This is a genomic window from Streptomyces sp. NPDC042201 (assembly GCF_055582185.1).
Genome location: NZ_JBVJDS010000012.1, coordinates 30,193 through 45,572, shown reverse-complemented (window position 1 = coordinate 45,572; position 15,380 = coordinate 30,193). Strand labels below are relative to the sequence as shown.

At 71.3% G+C, this 15,380-nt stretch carries 15 protein-coding genes; 9 read left to right on the top strand and 6 right to left on the bottom strand.

Annotated features, from left to right (window positions below; genetic code table 11):
• Window positions 1–15 precede the first annotated feature (15 nt).
• Window positions 16–252, bottom strand: a complete 237-nt coding sequence (locus tag ACZ6MZ_RS26670; RefSeq protein WP_384188565.1) for a hypothetical protein — start codon at window positions 250–252, stop codon at window positions 16–18.
• Between the two features lie 58 nt (window positions 253–310).
• Here ACZ6MZ_RS26670 and map point away from each other — a divergent pair, with 58 nt between their 5' ends.
• Together map and ACZ6MZ_RS26660 are read left to right on the top strand one after the other, a co-directional pair.
• Window positions 311–1,168, top strand: coding sequence for a type I methionyl aminopeptidase (gene map, locus ACZ6MZ_RS26665; protein ID WP_384188563.1), 858 nt, complete (start codon window positions 311–313; stop codon window positions 1,166–1,168).
• 162 nt (window positions 1,169–1,330) lie between these two features.
• Window positions 1,331–1,996 carry a biliverdin-producing heme oxygenase gene (locus ACZ6MZ_RS26660; protein WP_469354830.1) on the top strand — a complete coding sequence of 222 codons (666 nt, stop codon included), beginning with the start codon at window positions 1,331–1,333 and terminating at the stop codon, window positions 1,994–1,996.
• A gap of 55 nt (window positions 1,997–2,051) precedes the next feature.
• On the opposite strand, the gene ACZ6MZ_RS26655 is transcribed toward ACZ6MZ_RS26660, so the two are convergent.
• From ACZ6MZ_RS26655 to ACZ6MZ_RS26645, 3 genes are all read right to left on the bottom strand, one after another.
• On the bottom strand, window positions 2,052–2,705 hold the full coding sequence (locus ACZ6MZ_RS26655; protein ID WP_384188559.1) for a PhzF family phenazine biosynthesis protein: 654 nt from the start codon (window positions 2,703–2,705) through the stop codon (window positions 2,052–2,054).
• Window positions 2,706–2,781: 76 nt separating this feature from the next.
• On the bottom strand, window positions 2,782–4,353 hold the full coding sequence (locus ACZ6MZ_RS26650) for an HtaA domain-containing protein (RefSeq protein WP_469354827.1): 1,572 nt from the start codon (window positions 4,351–4,353) through the stop codon (window positions 2,782–2,784).
• A 71-nt stretch (window positions 4,354–4,424) separates the two neighbouring features.
• Window positions 4,425–5,855 (bottom strand): HtaA domain-containing protein, encoded by a 1,431-nt coding sequence (locus tag ACZ6MZ_RS26645; RefSeq protein ID WP_469354825.1) that lies wholly within the window; start codon window positions 5,853–5,855, stop codon window positions 4,425–4,427.
• Between the two features lie 173 nt (window positions 5,856–6,028).
• Between ACZ6MZ_RS26645 and ACZ6MZ_RS26640 the strand changes: the two genes are divergently transcribed.
• The 7 genes from ACZ6MZ_RS26640 (at window position 6,029) to ACZ6MZ_RS26610 (ending at window position 13,506) form a co-directional block, all read left to right on the top strand.
• Window positions 6,029–7,051, top strand: a complete 1,023-nt coding sequence (locus tag ACZ6MZ_RS26640; protein WP_389788322.1) for a heme/hemin ABC transporter substrate-binding protein — start codon at window positions 6,029–6,031, stop codon at window positions 7,049–7,051.
• A gap of 1 nt (window position 7,052) precedes the next feature.
• Window positions 7,053–8,189: a FecCD family ABC transporter permease gene (locus tag ACZ6MZ_RS26635; protein WP_469354823.1), complete on the top strand. Its 1,137-nt coding sequence runs from the start codon at window positions 7,053–7,055 to the stop codon at window positions 8,187–8,189.
• Entirely contained in the window at window positions 8,186–9,022 is an 837-nt protein-coding gene (locus ACZ6MZ_RS26630; protein WP_389788325.1) for a heme ABC transporter ATP-binding protein, read from the top strand. The genes ACZ6MZ_RS26635 and ACZ6MZ_RS26630 overlap by 4 nt, the downstream gene beginning before the upstream one ends.
• A 168-nt stretch (window positions 9,023–9,190) precedes the next feature.
• Window positions 9,191–10,330, top strand: a complete 1,140-nt coding sequence (gene efeO, locus ACZ6MZ_RS26625; protein WP_469354820.1) for an iron uptake system protein EfeO — start codon at window positions 9,191–9,193, stop codon at window positions 10,328–10,330.
• A 37-nt stretch (window positions 10,331–10,367) separates the two neighbouring features.
• Window positions 10,368–11,648: an iron uptake transporter deferrochelatase/peroxidase subunit gene (efeB, locus tag ACZ6MZ_RS26620; RefSeq protein WP_389945818.1), complete on the top strand. Its 1,281-nt coding sequence runs from the start codon at window positions 10,368–10,370 to the stop codon at window positions 11,646–11,648.
• 21 nt (window positions 11,649–11,669) lie between these two features.
• Window positions 11,670–12,629 carry an iron uptake transporter permease EfeU gene (gene efeU, locus ACZ6MZ_RS26615; protein WP_469354817.1) on the top strand — a complete coding sequence of 320 codons (960 nt, stop codon included), beginning with the start codon at window positions 11,670–11,672 and terminating at the stop codon, window positions 12,627–12,629.
• Window positions 12,517–13,506 carry an SCO2278 family lipoprotein gene (locus ACZ6MZ_RS26610; protein ID WP_469354982.1) on the top strand — a complete coding sequence of 330 codons (990 nt, stop codon included), beginning with the start codon at window positions 12,517–12,519 and terminating at the stop codon, window positions 13,504–13,506. The genes efeU and ACZ6MZ_RS26610 overlap by 113 nt, the downstream gene beginning before the upstream one ends.
• A gap of 78 nt (window positions 13,507–13,584) precedes the next feature.
• Here the strand turns inward: ACZ6MZ_RS26610 and ACZ6MZ_RS26605 are convergent, their stop codons facing one another.
• Window positions 13,585–14,337 carry a bifunctional DNA primase/polymerase gene (locus tag ACZ6MZ_RS26605; RefSeq protein ID WP_384192310.1) on the bottom strand — a complete coding sequence of 251 codons (753 nt, stop codon included), beginning with the start codon at window positions 14,335–14,337 and terminating at the stop codon, window positions 13,585–13,587.
• 304 nt (window positions 14,338–14,641) lie between these two features.
• Window positions 14,642–15,280, bottom strand: coding sequence for a TetR/AcrR family transcriptional regulator (locus ACZ6MZ_RS26600; RefSeq protein WP_469354814.1), 639 nt, complete (start codon window positions 15,278–15,280; stop codon window positions 14,642–14,644).
• Window positions 15,281–15,380 lie beyond the last annotated feature (100 nt).

Here is a 15,380-nt window from a genome sequence, read left to right as displayed (position 1 = left end):
CCGGTCACACCGCCGTCAGGCGGACCCGTCCCCGTCCTTGCCCCGGGACGCGTCGTGCCAGCGGGGGTCCGTCTCCCACTCCTGGTTGCGTTCCCTCGCCGTCTCCATCGCGTGCTCCGCCTCCTGGCGGGTCGTATAGGGGCCGAAGCGGTCCTTGGCCGGGCACTCAGGACCCTCCTCGACCTTCTTGTGTTGCAGGCAGTAGAACCACTCGCCCGGTTTGCCGGTCGTACGCTTCTTGAACAGGGCCATCATCGGCTCCTTCCTCTGACGCCATGCTGCCCCACGGCCGCTGGTTAGACTCGCTGGCATGTCTGGCCAGTCGCTGCTCGTACCAGGGGAGCTCTCTCCCGTCCGCTCCGTTCCCGGAAAAATCCGGCGCCCCGAATATGTCGGCAAACCTGCGCCTACCCCGTACACCGGGCCGGAAGTGCAGACCGCCGAAACGATCGAGCTGATGCGGATCGCGGGGCGTATCGCCGCGCAGGCGATGGAGGAGGCCGCGAAGCACATCGCGCCCGGCGTGACCACGGACGAACTGGACCGGGTCGCGCACGAGTTCATGTGTGACCACGGCGCCTATCCGTCGACCCTCGGCTACCGCGGTTTCCCCAAGTCGCTCTGCGCGTCCGTCAATGAGGTGATCTGCCACGGGATCCCGGACTCCACGGTGCTCCGCGACGGCGACATCGTGAACCTGGACGTGACCGCGTACATCAACGGGGTGCACGGCGACAACAACGCGACCTACTTCTGCGGGAATGTCGACGAGGAGTCGAAGCTCCTGGTGGAGCGGACCCGCGAGTCGCTGAACCGCGCCATCAAGGCCGTGCGGCCCGGCCGCCAGATCAATGTCATCGGGCGGGTCATCGAGTCGTACGCCAAGCGGTTCGGCTACGGCGTCGTCAGGGACTTCACCGGCCACGGGATCAATTCGTCCTTCCACTCCGGGCTGATCGTCCCGCACTACGACAGCCCGCACGCCACCACCCTCATCCAGCGGGGCATGACCTTCACCATCGAGCCGATGCTCACGCTCGGCACGTACGAGCACGACATGTGGGACGACGGCTGGACCGTGGTGACCAAGGACCGCAAGCGCACCGCGCAGTTCGAGCACACGCTGGTGGTGACGGAGACGGGCGCCGAGATCCTCACCCTTCCCTGAGGTTGCCCCGGGGCCGGGGCGGGGTAGCGTTTTTACCGACAGGACGTCGGGAACCAGTTGACTTAGGTAAGCCTAAGTAAGAGTATCGGTGATGGCTGCCGCCTGTGCCGCCAGCGCCGGTATCCGCCGGCTCCCGTCCCCCTCGGTCCCCGGAGGCCCGCCTTGGACGCAACCGCCACCGCCACCCCGTTCTCCACGCTGATCCGTGTCGCCTCGCACGAGCAGCACACGGAGGCGGAGACCTCGACCTTCATGAGCGATCTGCTGGGCGGCCGGCTCGGGGTGGACGCGTACACCCGCTACACCGAACAGCTGTGGTTCGTGTACCGCGCGCTGGAGAGCGCGGCCGAGTCGCTGAAGGCGGATCCGGTCGCAGGACCCTTCATCCAGCGCGAGCTGCTGCGTACGCCCGAGCTGGAGCGCGATCTCGCGCATCTGCGCGGTGCGGACTGGCGCACGGGCCTCGAGCCGCTGCCCGCGACCGCCGCGTACGCCGCGCGGGTCGAGGAGTGCGCGCGCGTCTGGCCCGGCAGGTATGTGGCGCACCACTACACCCGCTATCTCGGGGATCTCTCCGGCGGCCAGATCATCCGTGACAAGGCGGAGAAGACCTGGGGATTCGCCCGCAAGGGTGATGGCGTCCGGTTCTACGTCTTCGAGGAGATCCCCAACCCGGCGGCCTTCAAGCGGGGCTATCGCGAGCTGCTGGACCAGGTGGCGGCGGACGATCTGGAGAAGCAGCGGATCATCGACGAGTGCAAGCGCGCGTTCGACTTCAACGGGGCGGTCTTCCGTGAGCTGGGCGCCCGGTTCCCGCTGAGCGCGTAGCCACTGTCCGGACCTGGCCCCTGCCCGGTCGGTCGCCGCCCGCCGCCGGGCGGCGTCAGTGGGCCGTGAGCAGGCGCACGCGTCCGCCGATTTCGATCGAGCCGTCCGGGCCGGGGGCCGTGAGCAGCTGCGACCCCCGGCCCTGGGTGATGTTCAGCGCGCGGCCCAGCGCCGCCGTGAGCAGCAGGGCCGCCGCGCCGGTCGCCTCGTCCTCGACGATGCCGTCGTCACGGCGCGGGAAGGCGCGGGCCCTGACGCGGCCCGCCGACTCGTCCAGCCAGGCCCAGGCGTAGAGCCAGCCCTCACCGGGCGGCGGCGCGGGCAGCGCGTCGACCTCGGCGACGGAGGCGTACTGCTGGATGATGCGCGGCGGGGCCCATTCGGGACGGGCGGTGATCCAGGTGAACTCGCCGTCCTGACGGACCCACACCTCACCGGCGGGCGGGTTCACCGACTCCAGATCGAGCAGCCAGCCGGCGCCGACGAGCGGATGCCCGGCGAACGGCAGCCGCAGCCCCGGCGTATAGATGTCGACCACACCACGCTCGGGGTCGTCCACGAACACGGTCTCGCTGTAGCCGAGTTCAGCGGCGATGGCCTGCCGGGACGCCCGGTCCGGGTGGTCGCGCCCTTCGCGGACGACGCCGAGCGTATTGCCGTGTCGGCCGTCGGCACCGCAGAAGACGCTGAGTACGTCGATGTCAGTCACCCGGGCATTCAAACATCACCGACGCGGCGGGGCCGCACCGACGATGTGCGTCGGTGCGGCCCCGCCGTCAGTGGGATCAGGACTCGTCCAGGGCCGTGCGGCGGCGCTTGGTGGCGAGGACCGCCGCCACGCCCGCCGCGGCAATCGCGCCGGCGGCGCTCAGGAGCGTGCCCGTCGGGACCTCGGAGCCCGTGGAGGCGAGGGATCCGGTGCCGCCGGCCGTACCGCCGACCGTGCCGCTGCCGACCGTGCCGCTGCCGGCCGTACCGCCGGAGGTGCCGCCCGTACCGCCGGAGGTGCCTCCGGACGTGCCGCCCGTACCGCCCGGGAGGTCCGCGTCGTCGTCCAGCGAGACCGCGAGGGTCAGCGTGTCGAGGTCCGTGCCCGCCGGGTACATGCCGCCGAAGGCCTTCGTGCCGTCGGCGGTGAGGGTCGCGGGGACGCCGCTCAGGGTGACGACCCCGTCCTTGGCCGCCAGGTCACCGGCCGGGAGGTCGAGCGTGGCGAAGGTCAGGTCCTTGAACGTGGAGACCTGGTGCGTCTCACGGTCCTTCGTGCTGACGTCCGCGACGAGCGTGCCCTTGCCGTCCTTCACCTCGGCCCGGAGGCCGCCGACGGTGAGGTCGAGGACGTACTCGCCGGCCTCCTGGTGGCCGAGGAAGCGGACCGTACCCGCGAAGGACGCGGAGAGCTTCTGGGCGTCGGCGTCGAAGGAGCCGGTGCCCTCGGGGAAGCGGTAGGCCGCGCCGGACGCCGTGGCGCCGTCGCCGAGTTCGACCTTGCCCTTGGCGACCGGACCCGTGACATAGGACCGGAAGGACTCCTTGACGCCCCAGTCGAGATTGCCGTCGACGATCGCGCCGTCCACGGCCGCCGGGGGCGCGTCGGAGACCGGGGCGGTGGGGGCCGTCGTCGTGGGCTCGGTGGTCGGCGGCCGCGTGGGCTCGGTCACCGACGGCGAGGGCGCCGGGGTCGACTCGGACTCCGACGGCGTCGGGGTCGGCGTGCCGCCCGTGGAGTACGCGACGGCGAGCGTCGCCTTGTCGAGCGCCGTGCCCTCCGCGTACATGCCGTTGAAGGCCTTCGCACCGTCGGCGGTCAGCGTGGCCGGGATGTCCTTGAAGACCATCGCGCCGCCCGCGGTCTCCGGACGGATGCCCGCCAGGTCGATCGCGGCGAGCTCGATGTCGTCCTGGGTGGTGCCGTTGAGGGCGACGTCCGCCTCGATGGCGCCGGCCGTGCCCTCGGTGACCAGCTTCACGTCGGCGATCTTGATGTCGAAGCCGTGCGCGGCGGAGGAGAAGCGCACGCTTCCGTCGAAGTCCGTGGCCACGTTGTGCGTGGCGGGGTCGTACGTACCAGTGCCGTTGGAGAAGGTGAAGGGGCCGTTGCCGGTGGCCTGGGTGGCGCCGTCGGTGGCCGAGATGGTGCCGGCGGCGATGCCGGTCACGTACTTACGGAAGGACTCCTTGAGCCCCCAGTCCAGCGTGCCGTCCTTCAGCTCCAGCTTCGGGGCCGCGCCGGGTGCGGCGGGCGCGGCGGCGGGGAGGCCGGCCGCGAGCGCCGGGAGGGTGAAGGCGGTGGCGCCGAGGGCGGCCGCCGTCGCGATGGCGGCGGCGAGAGCTATGGGGCGGCGAGTTGCAGCCATGATCGGTGTTCTCCTCGATGGTGTGATGCGCGAAGTGGGCGCACGGAACGCGTGCGCGGAATGCGTGGGGGTCAGTGGCCGTCGGACCCGGCGGCGCCGCGGCGCCTGAGGGCGAGGTGGACGGCGAGTCCCGCGGCGACGAGCAGGCCCGCGCCGATCGCGAGGTACGTCCCCGTACCGGCCCCCGACGAGGACGAGACGGACGACGCGGCGTCGGTGGCCGGCCCGGTGGGGCTGCCGGTGGTGGTCGCGGCCTTCGGCTGCGCGGAGGGCGAGGCGTCGCTGCCCAGGTCGGGCAGGGCGGGCAGCGACGCCTTCTTGTCGACGGCGACGGCGAGCGAGACGGGGTCCATCTCCGTGCCGGCCGCGTAGAGGGAGCCGAAGGCCTGGGCGCCCCGCGACGTCAGCGTGGCGGGAGCCTCGGTGACCGAGGCGAGCCCGTTCTTCGGCGTGAAGTCCTTGGCCGCGAAGGTGACGAGGGGCACGGCCTTGCGCGATGTACCACCCGCGCCGACGGCGACATCGGCGGACAGCGTGCCCTTGCCGTCCTTCACCCGGACCACGACCTTGCTCAGCGTCAGGTCCAGGCCGTTGCCGGTGAAGCGGACGCTGCCCGCGAAGGCGGCGTCGAGCGTCCGCCCGGTGGTGTCGTACGAGCCCTTCCCGCGGGGGAAGCGGAACAGCGCGCCGCCGTCCTGGGCGCCGCCGCTCAGCGTCCACTCGCCCTGGGCGATGGAGCCGGTGACGTACTCGCGGTAGGTGCGGCGTACGCCCCAGTCGACGGCCGCGTCCTGGAACGCGCCCCGGACCTGTCCGCCCGTCGTGGCCGTGGGCTTCGCGGCCGGCTTCCCGGCGGGCTTGCCCGCGGGCTTCTTCGCCGCCGCGACATCCACGGAGAGGCTGACCGGGTCGAGCGGCGTACCGGCCGTGTAGTAGCCGGCGAAGGCGGTGGCGCCCTGGGAAGTGAGCGTCGCCGGGACGTTGTTGAGGGCGACCGGGCTGCCGCCGCCCGCCATGTCGATGCCGGAGAGATCGAGCGCGGCGAGCGGGACCTGCGCGGCCGTGGTGATCCTGCCCGACCCCTTCGCCTTGCTGGTCATGTCCGCGTAGAGGGTGCCGCGGCCGCCGGCTGTCCGCACGGTGGGGCGGCTGATGGTGAGGTCGAGTTCATACGATCCGCCGGCCTTCTTGTGGCCGACGAAGCGGACGCCGCCGGAGAAGCCGGCCCGGAAGGCCCCGGTGCCCGGATCGTACGAGCCGGTGGCCGAGTGGAACCGGAACTGGCTGCCGCCCACGGTGGCGGCGCCCCCGGTGAGGCTCCAACTGCCCTGCGCTATCGGCCCGGTGACATAGCTCTGGAACGAGGACTTGATGCCCCAGTCGAGCCTGCCGCCCTGCACCGTGCGGTTCGCCGCCTGCGCGCCGGCCGCCGGGAGCAGGGCCACCGGCAGGGCCAGGAGGAGCGCGACGGCGAACGCGCGCACGGGTCTGAAGGACGGCATGAAGTCACTCCCCATGTCTGAACGAACCGGGCTCCGAGCTACCCAGGGGCTAGCAAGCAAGGTAAGGCTAACCTAAGATATCCCTGGTTTATGTCGGAACCCTTCCGGCACAGAAACCTCAACAAAACCCCGTAGAACGATGGATAGAACGACAGGACAGGACGGTGCACTCCGTGCGCAGATCACGTCTGGCGGGTGCGCTTCTCTCCGTGCTCGCCCTCGCCCTGGCCGCCACCGGCTGCGGCGGCGGCCCCGGCGCCGACCCCGGCCGTACGAACGCGGCCGCCCCACAGAACGCCGCGGCCCCCGCCGACCGGGTGGAGCCCCTCACGACCACGCACCGGCCGCGGTTGCCCGTCACCGTGGACTCGGCGGACGGCAGGAAGGTCGAGGTCACCTCGGCCGACCGGATCGTGCCGCTGACCGGCTCACTCAGCGAGATCGTCTTCACCCTGGGCCTCGGCGACCAGGTCGTGGCCAGGGACATCACCGCCACCTTCGCGCAGGCGGCGAAGCTGCCGGTGGTGACCAGGGCGCACGACGTCTCGGCGGAGAGCGTGCTGTCGCTCAGACCGACCGTGGTCATCGCCGACACCTCCACCGGGCCGGCCGAGGCCATCGGCCAGATCCGGGACGCGGGCATCGCGCTGGTCGTCGTCGAACCGGCGAAGAGCCTCGCCGACGTCGGGACACGGATCGACGCGGTGGCCGCCGCGCTGGGCGTCACGGCGGCGGGTACCGAGCTGAAGAACCGTACGGAGGAGCGGATCGCCGCCGTACAGAAGGACATTCCGGCGCACGAGGACGGCCGCGAGCCGCGCGTCGCCTTCCTCTATCTGCGCGGTTCGGCCTCGGTCTATCTGCTCGGCGGCAGCGACTCGGGGGCGAGTTCTCTGCTGGAGGCGGCCGGTGCGGTCGACGCGGGCAAGGAGTCGGGGCTGACGAAGGACTTCACGGCGATCACGAGTGAGGCGCTGGCGAAGGCCGCTCCCGACGCGATCCTGGTGATGACCAAGGGACTTGGATCGGTGGGCGGGCCGGCCGGCCTGGTGAAGATCCCGGGGGTCGCGGAGACGCCGGCCGGGATGGACCGCAGGGTCGTCTCGGTCGACGACGGGGTGCTGCTGAACTACGGTCCGCGCACGGACCAGGTGCTGAAGTCGATCGTCGGCCAGTTGTACGCGAACGGGAAGTGACGTGACGACGACACCCACCTCGCCGGCGCCGCGCTCCTCCCCGGACCCGACTGCCGACCCGACTGGCGGCCCGGCAGTGGACGCGGCGCCCGCCCCCGGTGGCAGACGGCTCCCCGGGAGCACCGCCCTCCTCACCGGCGGGCTGCTCGGCGCGCTGGTCGTCCTCTGCCTGCTCTCGGCCGGCGTCGGCGCCTACCACATCCCCCTCGGGGACGTCCTCTCCTCCGTCCAGCACCGGACCGGCCTCGGCGGCGCCGCGCTCGACCGCGTCGGCGAGAGCGTCCTGTGGAACGTCCGGCTGCCGAGGGTCGTGCTCGCGCTCCTCGTCGGCGCCTCGCTCGGCTGCGCGGGCGCGCTGACGCAGGGCGTGTTCGGCAATCCGCTCGCCGAGCCCGGCGTCATCGGGATCTCGTCGGGCGCGGCCGTCGGCGCGGTGGCCTCGATCGCGCTGGGACTGACCTTCTTCGGCAACTGGACGGTGACGGTCTGCGCGTTCGTCTCCGGTCTCGTGACCGTGGTGCTGGTGTACGTGCTGTCCCGCTCGGGCGGCCGTACGGAAGTGGTCACGCTCATCCTCACCGGTATCGCGGTGAACGCGTTCGCGGGAGCGCTCATCGGGCTGTTCATCTTCTTCGCCGACAACGCGCAGCTCACGCAGATCACCTTCTGGCAGCTCGGTTCGCTGGCACAGGCGACCTGGCCGAAGGTGCTCGCCGTACTGCCGTGCGCGCTGGCCGGTCTCGCCGTCGCACCGTTCTCGGCACGGAAGCTGGACCTCCTCGCCCTCGGCGAACGGCCGGCCAGGCACCTCGGCGTGGACGTCGAGCGGCTCCGTGTCCTGCTCGTCCTGGTCGTCGCGCTGCTCACCGCGGCGGCGGTCGCCGTGGCCGGGATCATCACGTTCGTGGGTCTGCTGGTGCCGCATCTGCTGCGGATGGCGAACGGCCCCGGCCATCGCTTCCTGGTCCCGGGCAGCGCGCTCGGCGGCGCGCTGGTCCTGGTGGCGGGCGATCTGGCGGCCCGTACGGTCGCCGCCCCCGCGGAACTCCCCCTCGGCGTCCTCACCGCCCTCTTCGGCAGCCCCTTCTTCTTCTGGCTGCTGCGCAGAACCCGTCGGAAGCAAGGTGGTTGGGCGTGAGCTTCAAGAATCTGTTCGCCGCGCGGGGACGCGCGCTCCCCTCCCCCGCCCGTCCCGGCGCTCCCGTCGCCGAGGTCCGCGGCCTGCGGGTCCGCCTCGGGCAGCGCGACGTGCTCTCCGGAATCGATCTCGTCGCGCGCGCCGGTGAGGTGCTCGCGCTCGTCGGGCCCAACGGGGCGGGCAAGTCGACCCTCCTCGCCGCGCTCGCCGCCGATCTGCGTCCCGACCGCGGTGAGGTACGGATCGGCGGGCGCCCCGCGCACGACTGGTCCGCGCCCGAACTCGCCCTGCGCCGCTCCGTACTGCCCCAGGCCGCCACGCTCTCCTTCCCCTTCCCGGTCGCCGAGGTCGTACGGATGGGCCGGGCGCCGTGGGCCGGGACCGCTCTGGAGGACGAGGACGGGAGCGCCGTCGCCGAGGCGATGGCGGCCACCGAGGTCACCGAGTTCGCCGCGCGCCCCTTCTCCGCGCTCTCCGGCGGTGAGCGCGCCCGGGTCGCTCTCGCCCGGGTCCTCGCCCAGCGCGCCCCGCTGCTGCTCCTCGACGAGCCGACCGCGGCGCTCGATCTGCGCCATCAGGAACTGGTCCTGCGGATCTGCCGGCAGCGCGCGGCCGCGGGCGACGCCGTCGTGGTCGTCCTGCACGATCTGGGGCTCGCCGCGGCCCACGCCGACCGGACCGCCGTGCTGCACGACGGACGGATCGCGGCCGAGGGACCGCCCGCCGAGATCTTCCGCGACGACCTGCTGAGCCGGGTCTACCGGCAGCCCGTCGAGGTGTTCCCGCACCCACGGACCGGCGCCCCGCTGGTGGTCCCGAAACGGCCCTCTTGACCTCTCCTTGACCATCCCATGGGGCGTTCGATGGGTCGCTGTGATCTCGCCGTGTCCGGGGGGTGGGAGTGAGATCTGAATCACTGAACGGGCGGGCGCTCCTAAGGTAAGGCTCGGTTAAGTTAGGGCCGCCTCAGTTCCGTATTCCATCCATTCGTGGAGCCCTTCATGCGACCTGCCCGCCTCTCCGTCGTCACCGCTGCCGCCGCTGTGGCCGCCCTGACCGCCGTCACGGGCTGCGCCGAGAAGAGCGACGCCACGGCCGGCGACGGCGCCGTCCAGGTCATCGCGAAGGACGACTCCTGCGAGGTGTCGAAGAAGGAGTTCCCCGCGGGCCATGTGGAACTGGCCGTCGAGAACAAGGGCTCCAAGGTCACCGAGGTCTACGTCCTCTTCCCCGACGACCGGATCGTCACGGAGCGGGAGAACATCGGCCCCGGCACGAAGGCGAAGGTCACCGCCGAGGTGAAGGCCGGTTCGTACGAGATCGCCTGCAAGCCCGGCATGAAGGGCGAGGGCATCCGCCAGAAGGTCACCGTCACCGGCGGCACGGCCGTCAAGCGCAGCCCGGAGATGGACACCGCCGTCGCCGCGTACCGCACCTACGTCCAGGCGCAGGCCGACGAGACGCTGCCGAAGGTGAAGGTGTTCACCGACGCCGTGCGCGCCGGTGACCTCGAGGCCGCCAAGAAGGCGTACGCCCCGTCCCGCATCGGCTGGGAGCGCACCGAGCCGGTCGCCGAGTCCTTCGGCGACATCGACCCGAAGGTGGACGTGCGCGCCGACGGTCTGGAGCCCGGCCAGAAGTGGACCGGCTGGCACCGCCTCGAGAAGGCTCTCTGGCAGGACAAGAAGCTCGGCCCGGACGCGACGGCGCTGGCCGACGCGCTCGACAAGGACCTGACGGACTGGCAGAAGCGGGTCGGCAAGGCCGAGATCACCCCGACCTCCATGGCCAACGGCGCCAAGGAACTGCTGGACGAGGTCGCCGCCGGCAAGGTCACCGGCGAGGAGGAGCGCTACAGCCACACCGACCTGGTCGACTTCAAGGCGAACGTCGAGGGCGCGCAGCAGTCGTACGAGCTGCTCAAGCCGATCGCCTCGAAGAACGACCCGGCGCTGGTGACCGAGCTGGACAAGCAGTTCGCCGCGCTGAACACGCTGCTCGACCAGTACCGCGACGCCCCGGACTCCTACGAGTTCACCTCGTACGAGAAGGTGGGCAAGCCGCAGCGCAAGGAGCTCTCGGACGGCGTGAACGCGCTCGCCGAGCCGCTCTCCAAGCTCGCCGCGGCCGTCGTCAAGTAGTCGTCACGTAGCCGCCACACAAGGGATCCCGAACTTCATGTCCGACGAAACAGCGGAGAGCACGGCGGCGGCCGGTAACACCCCGGCGCCCCGTGTCCCCTCCCGCCGTTCGCTGCTCGGCTGGGGCGGTGCCGGGCTCGCGCTCGGCGCCGCCGCGGCCGGTGGCGCCGTGGCGGCCGTGCGGGACGGCGACACGGCCGGGCCCGCCGCCGAATCCGGCGCGGCCGTCCCCTTCCACGGCCCGCATCAGGCGGGTATCGCCACCGCCGTCCAGGACCGGCTGCACTTCGCCGCGTTCGACGTGACGACGAAGGACCGTGCCGAACTGGTCCAGTTGCTCAAGGACTGGACCCGGGCCGCCGAGCGGATGACGGCGGGACACGCGGTCGGCGAGGGCGCGTACGGCGGTCTCGCCGAGGCCCCGCCCGACGACACGGGCGAGGCGCTCGGCCTCAAGCCGTCCCGGCTCACCCTGACCGTCGGCTTCGGGCCCTCGCTCTTCGACCAGGGCCGGTTCGGACTGGAGAAGCAGCGTCCTGCGGCGCTGGTCGGCCTGCCCGCGTTCCCCGGCGACAATCTCGATCCGGCGCGCAGCGGCGGCGATCTGTGCGTCCAGGCGTGCGCGGACGATCCGCAGGTCGCGGTGCACGCGATCCGCAACCTCGCCAGGATCGGCTTCGGGAAGGTCGCGGTGCGCTGGTCGCAGCTCGGCTTCGGCAAGACGTCGTCGACGACGCCCGGCGCCCAGACCCCCCGTAATCTCTTCGGCTTCAAGGACGGCACCAGCAATATCGCGGGCACCGACACCGACGCCCTCTCCCGGCATGTCTGGGCGACGGAGAAGGACGGCTCCTCCTGGATGGCGGGCGGCTCCTATCTGGTGGCCCGCCGGATCTCGATGCGGATCGAGACCTGGGACCGTACGTCCCTCCAGGAGCAGGAGGACGTCTTCGGCCGGGACAAGGGCGAGGGCGCGGCGGTCGGCAAGGCACGCGAGCACGACAAGCCCAGCCTGAAGGCGATGCTGCCGACGTCGCACGTACGGCTGGCGCATCCGGACTCCCACCACGGGGCCATGATGCTGCGCCGCGGCTACTCCTTCACGGACGGCACGGACGGTCTCGGCCGCCTCGACGCCGGGCTGTTCTTCCTGGCGTACCAGCGCGACGTACGGGACGCGTTCATTCCCGTACAGCGGTCCCTGGCGCGCTCCGACGCGCTCAACGAGTACATCCAGCACGTGGGTTCAGCGGTCTTCGCGGTCCCGCCGGGCGTCCGGGACACGGACGACTGGTGGGGCCGGGCCCTGATCTCCTGATCCTCGAAAAGGAGTTCCGACGTGTTCGGAAACTATCTGATCGGTCTGCGCGAGGGCCTTGAGGCCAGTCTCGTCGTCTGCATCCTGGTCGCCTATCTGGTGAAGACGGACCGGCGCGACGCGCTGCGGCCCATCTGGATGGGTATCGCGGTCGCGGTCGCCGTCGCGTTCGGCTTCGGCTGCGCGCTCGAATTCGGCTCGCAGGAGCTGACGTTCGAGGCCAAGGAGGCGCTCGGCGGCTCGCTGTCGATCCTCGCGGTGGCCCTGGTGACCTGGATGGTCTTCTGGATGCGGCGTACGGCGCGGCACCTGAAGACGGAGCTGCACGGCAGGCTCGACGCGGCGCTCCAGATGGGCACGGGCGCGCTGGTCGCGACGGCGTTCCTGGCGGTGGGCCGGGAGGGTCTGGAGACGGCGCTGTTCGTCTGGGCGTCGGTGCGTGCCTCGCAGGACGGCACCCACGCGCCGCTGATCGGTGTGCTCCTCGGCATCGCCAGCGCGGTCGTGCTCGGCTGGCTCTTCTACCGGGGCGCGCTCAGGATCAATCTGGCGAAGTTCTTCACCTGGACCGGCGGGATGCTGGTGGTCGTCGCGGCGGGCGTGCTCGCGTACGGCGTCCACGACCTCCAGGAGGCGCGCTTCCTGGGCGGTCTGGCCGACCGCGCCTTCGACATCAGCTCGACGATCCCGCCGGACAGCTGGTACGGCACGCTCCTCAAGGGTGTCTTCAACTTCCAGCCGGACCCGACGGTGCTTCAGGTCATTGTGTGGTGCCTGTATCTGATCCCGACGCTCGCTCTGTTCCTGGCCCCGGTAGGGTTCGGACGGTCAGTGAGGGTCAAGGAGCAGAAGGCGACCGATGAGCAGGCTGAGAAGGCCGATTCGGGCAGCGGCGGGGCTCGCGACGGTGACGGTGCTGTCCCTGACGGCGAGCGGGTGCGTGACGGTTCACGGGGAGCTGGCGGTCGTACCGTCGGCTGACCGGGGTGAGGCCGCGCGGGCGCTCAAGGACTTCACCGACGCCTACAACAAGGCGGACAAGGCCTATGATCCGGCGCTCGACGCGGACCGGGTCACCGGCGCGCTCGGCGCGATCAACCAGGCGGGTCTGAAGGCGCGGAGCATCACCAGCCCGGACGGGAATCCCCGGCATCAGCCGCTCGAACTGGCGGATGCGAAGTTCACGATCCCGCGGAAGGCGGGCTGGCCGCGCTGGTTCGTCGCGGACACCGACAGCAACCGCGACCAGGACAGCGGCCCGCAGGACAACCGCTGGGTGCTGGTCTTCGTACGCAACGGGCCCGACCAGAAGTGGAAGGTCCCGTATCTGACGATCCTCGCCCCGGACGACGTCCCGGTCTTCAAGACGGACAAGGACGGCTGGGGCGAGGCGGTGAAGCCGGACAGCGAGGCGCTGTCGGTGGCGCCGAAGGATCTCAGCGCGGAGTTCGTCTCGTATCTGGGAAGCGGCAAGCCGGAGCACTTCGCGGAAGGACCGCACACGACCGCGTGGCGGGACAGCCGCGCGCAGAAGGCACAGCTGCCCGGTCTCACCACGCAGTACATCGACCGGCCGCTGACCGACGGCGACTTCGCACCACTGGGGCTGCTGACGAAGGACGGCGACGCGCTGGTCTTCTTCGCCACGCGCTACTTCGAACGCCAGACGGGCGCGAAGGACGTACGCCCTCAGGTGAGCCCGGACGTGAAGGCGCTGATGACCGGCGAGGTGAAGAACACGCTCACCAAGGAGTGGGTCTCCAGCCAGGTGGTGCTGGTCCCCCGCGCCGGCGCGGACACCCCGGCGGTGGAGGTGGCGGGCCGCCTCCAGGGGGTCACGGCCGCGAAGGGGTCGTAGCAGGGCGGACGGGCGCCGGGCGGGGGCCGCGGGGTTGAGGGTGAACCCCTCAAGGCCGCAGGCTCCCCGCTCAGCCTCTCAGCGGCCGAGCGGCCAGGCCACCGCGTGCGGGTCCAGCTCGCCGTTCTCCCCGGCGTAGCGCGCGCACGCGTCGGTCAGGGTCTCCAGCAGCGTCAGCGGGTCGGGCAGCGGGTGTTCCGGGCCGCGCAGCCAGTGCAGCGCGAGCTCGCCGGGGAGCCGGGCCGGGGGTACGAGCACATAGCTGCCCCGGCAGTGCCAGCGCAGCCCCGGGTGCTCGTCCATCGTCTCGGGGTGGCAGTCCAGCTCACAGGGCCACCACTCGTCCTCGTCATCGGGAGTGCCCCGGGTGGCGGTGAAGAAGAGCATCCGGTCGCCGCCGGAGTCGGCGACGGGGCCGACGTCGATGCCCTGCTCCAGCAGCCGCTCCAGCGCGCGGCTGCCCGCTTCGAGCGGGACGTCGAGGACGTCGTGGATCATGCCGGTCGCGGTGATGAAGTTGGCCTCGGGCTGGTTGAGGGCCCATCGCTCGATCTGTGCGCGATCGGTGGTGGACTGGGTCTGCCAGGCGAAGGAGATGGGGTGCCGGGCCGGGGTCGGACAGCCGATGCGGTCACAGGAACATCGATAGCCGACCGGGTGCGCGGCGGGCGCGATGGGCATACCGGCGGCGGCGACGGCGAGGAGCAGCGCCTCCCGGCCGGCCACGTCCGCGTCGAGCGCGGAGTCACCGGCGCTTTTCTTGGGACGCCTGCGCAGCCACTGGGGAATCCTGCTCTCCGTGCCGCGGTAGCGGCCGAAATCGTCGCCCATCTATCCCCTCACACCTCACGCTCGCCCCTGCGGACACTTCCATGGTCGCACCATCCTGCTCCTCGGGTGGCCGTGCTCCCCAACCGGGGTACGAGGGCCCGTCCGCCGCTCCGATGGCTATTGCGGCGTATGTGGCGATATGAAGCGGCCATTCCGGCACAGAGGGCTGATGGCGTTCGCCACACCCGCCCCATATGCCTCCACGCGCCCCCACCGCGCCCCCACCGGAATCAAAGGTTCAGACCGGAAGCCAGGATTCAGCTCGGAAAGCGAGGCTTCAACGCCGTGGCGCTCAAGCCCCGCTTTAGCGCCGCGGCGCCAGGCCGTACAGCGCGTACTCCACGACGGCGTCCGCGTACGCGTGCGTCAGCGGAAGCGTCCGCAGCAGCCAGCGGTGGGCGACCGGTCCCGTCAGCAGCTCCAGGGCGGTACGGAGGTCGAGGCCCTGCCGTACGCCGCCGGAGTCCTGGGCGGCGCGCAGCCGCTTCACATAGAGCTGGAGCTGCGGTTCGAGCAGCTTCGCCGTGAATTCGGCGCCCAGTTCCGCGTTGACGATCCCCTCGGCGGCCAGCGCCCGGTAGGGCACCTCGTACCTGGGGTTGTTCATCTCGTCGACCGTGGCACGCAGGACCAGCTTGAGATCGGCCTCCAGATCGCCGGTGTCGGGGATCTCATACGCGGTCTCCCCCTCGGGCGCCGCGTCCTCGGCCGCCGCCCGCGCCGCCTGGTCGCCGAGGTCGAGAAAGGCCTCCAGCAGGACGGCGCCCTTGGAGGGCCACCAGCGGTAGATCGTCTGCTTGCCGACGCCAGCGCGGGCCGCGATGCCCTCGATCGTCGTCTTCGCGTAACCGCTCTCGCCGACCAGCGCGAGGGCCGCCTCATAGATCGCGCGGCGCGACCGCTCACTGCGCCGGGTGGAGTCGGGTGCCCTGGTATCGGCCATGGCTCCCATTCTACCCATGGGGCAAGGCGAGACGTATCGTCTCGGCAAAGTCAAACGGTCCGCAGGAATCACCCGAACGGATCACAGCGCAGCGGCTCCG

What these genes read in the sequence shown, in the direction of transcription:
- ACZ6MZ_RS26670 (WP_384188565.1), bottom strand. Translation starts at nt 252, where the DNA reads ATGGCCCTGTTCAAGAAGCGTACGACCGGCAAACCGGGCGAGTGGTTC.
- map (WP_384188563.1), top strand. Translation starts at nt 311, where the DNA reads ATGTCTGGCCAGTCGCTGCTCGTACCAGGGGAGCTCTCTCCCGTCCGC.
- ACZ6MZ_RS26650 (WP_469354827.1), bottom strand. Translation starts at nt 4,353, where the DNA reads ATGGCTGCAACTCGCCGCCCCATAGCTCTCGCCGCCGCCATCGCGACG.
- ACZ6MZ_RS26645 (WP_469354825.1), bottom strand. Translation starts at nt 5,855, where the DNA reads ATGCCGTCCTTCAGACCCGTGCGCGCGTTCGCCGTCGCGCTCCTCCTG.
- efeO (WP_469354820.1), top strand. Translation starts at nt 9,191, where the DNA reads ATGCGACCTGCCCGCCTCTCCGTCGTCACCGCTGCCGCCGCTGTGGCC.
- efeB (WP_389945818.1), top strand. Translation starts at nt 10,368, where the DNA reads ATGTCCGACGAAACAGCGGAGAGCACGGCGGCGGCCGGTAACACCCCG.
- ACZ6MZ_RS26605 (WP_384192310.1), bottom strand. Translation starts at nt 14,337, where the DNA reads ATGGGCGACGATTTCGGCCGCTACCGCGGCACGGAGAGCAGGATTCCC.
- ACZ6MZ_RS26600 (WP_469354814.1), bottom strand. Translation starts at nt 15,280, where the DNA reads ATGGCCGATACCAGGGCACCCGACTCCACCCGGCGCAGTGAGCGGTCG.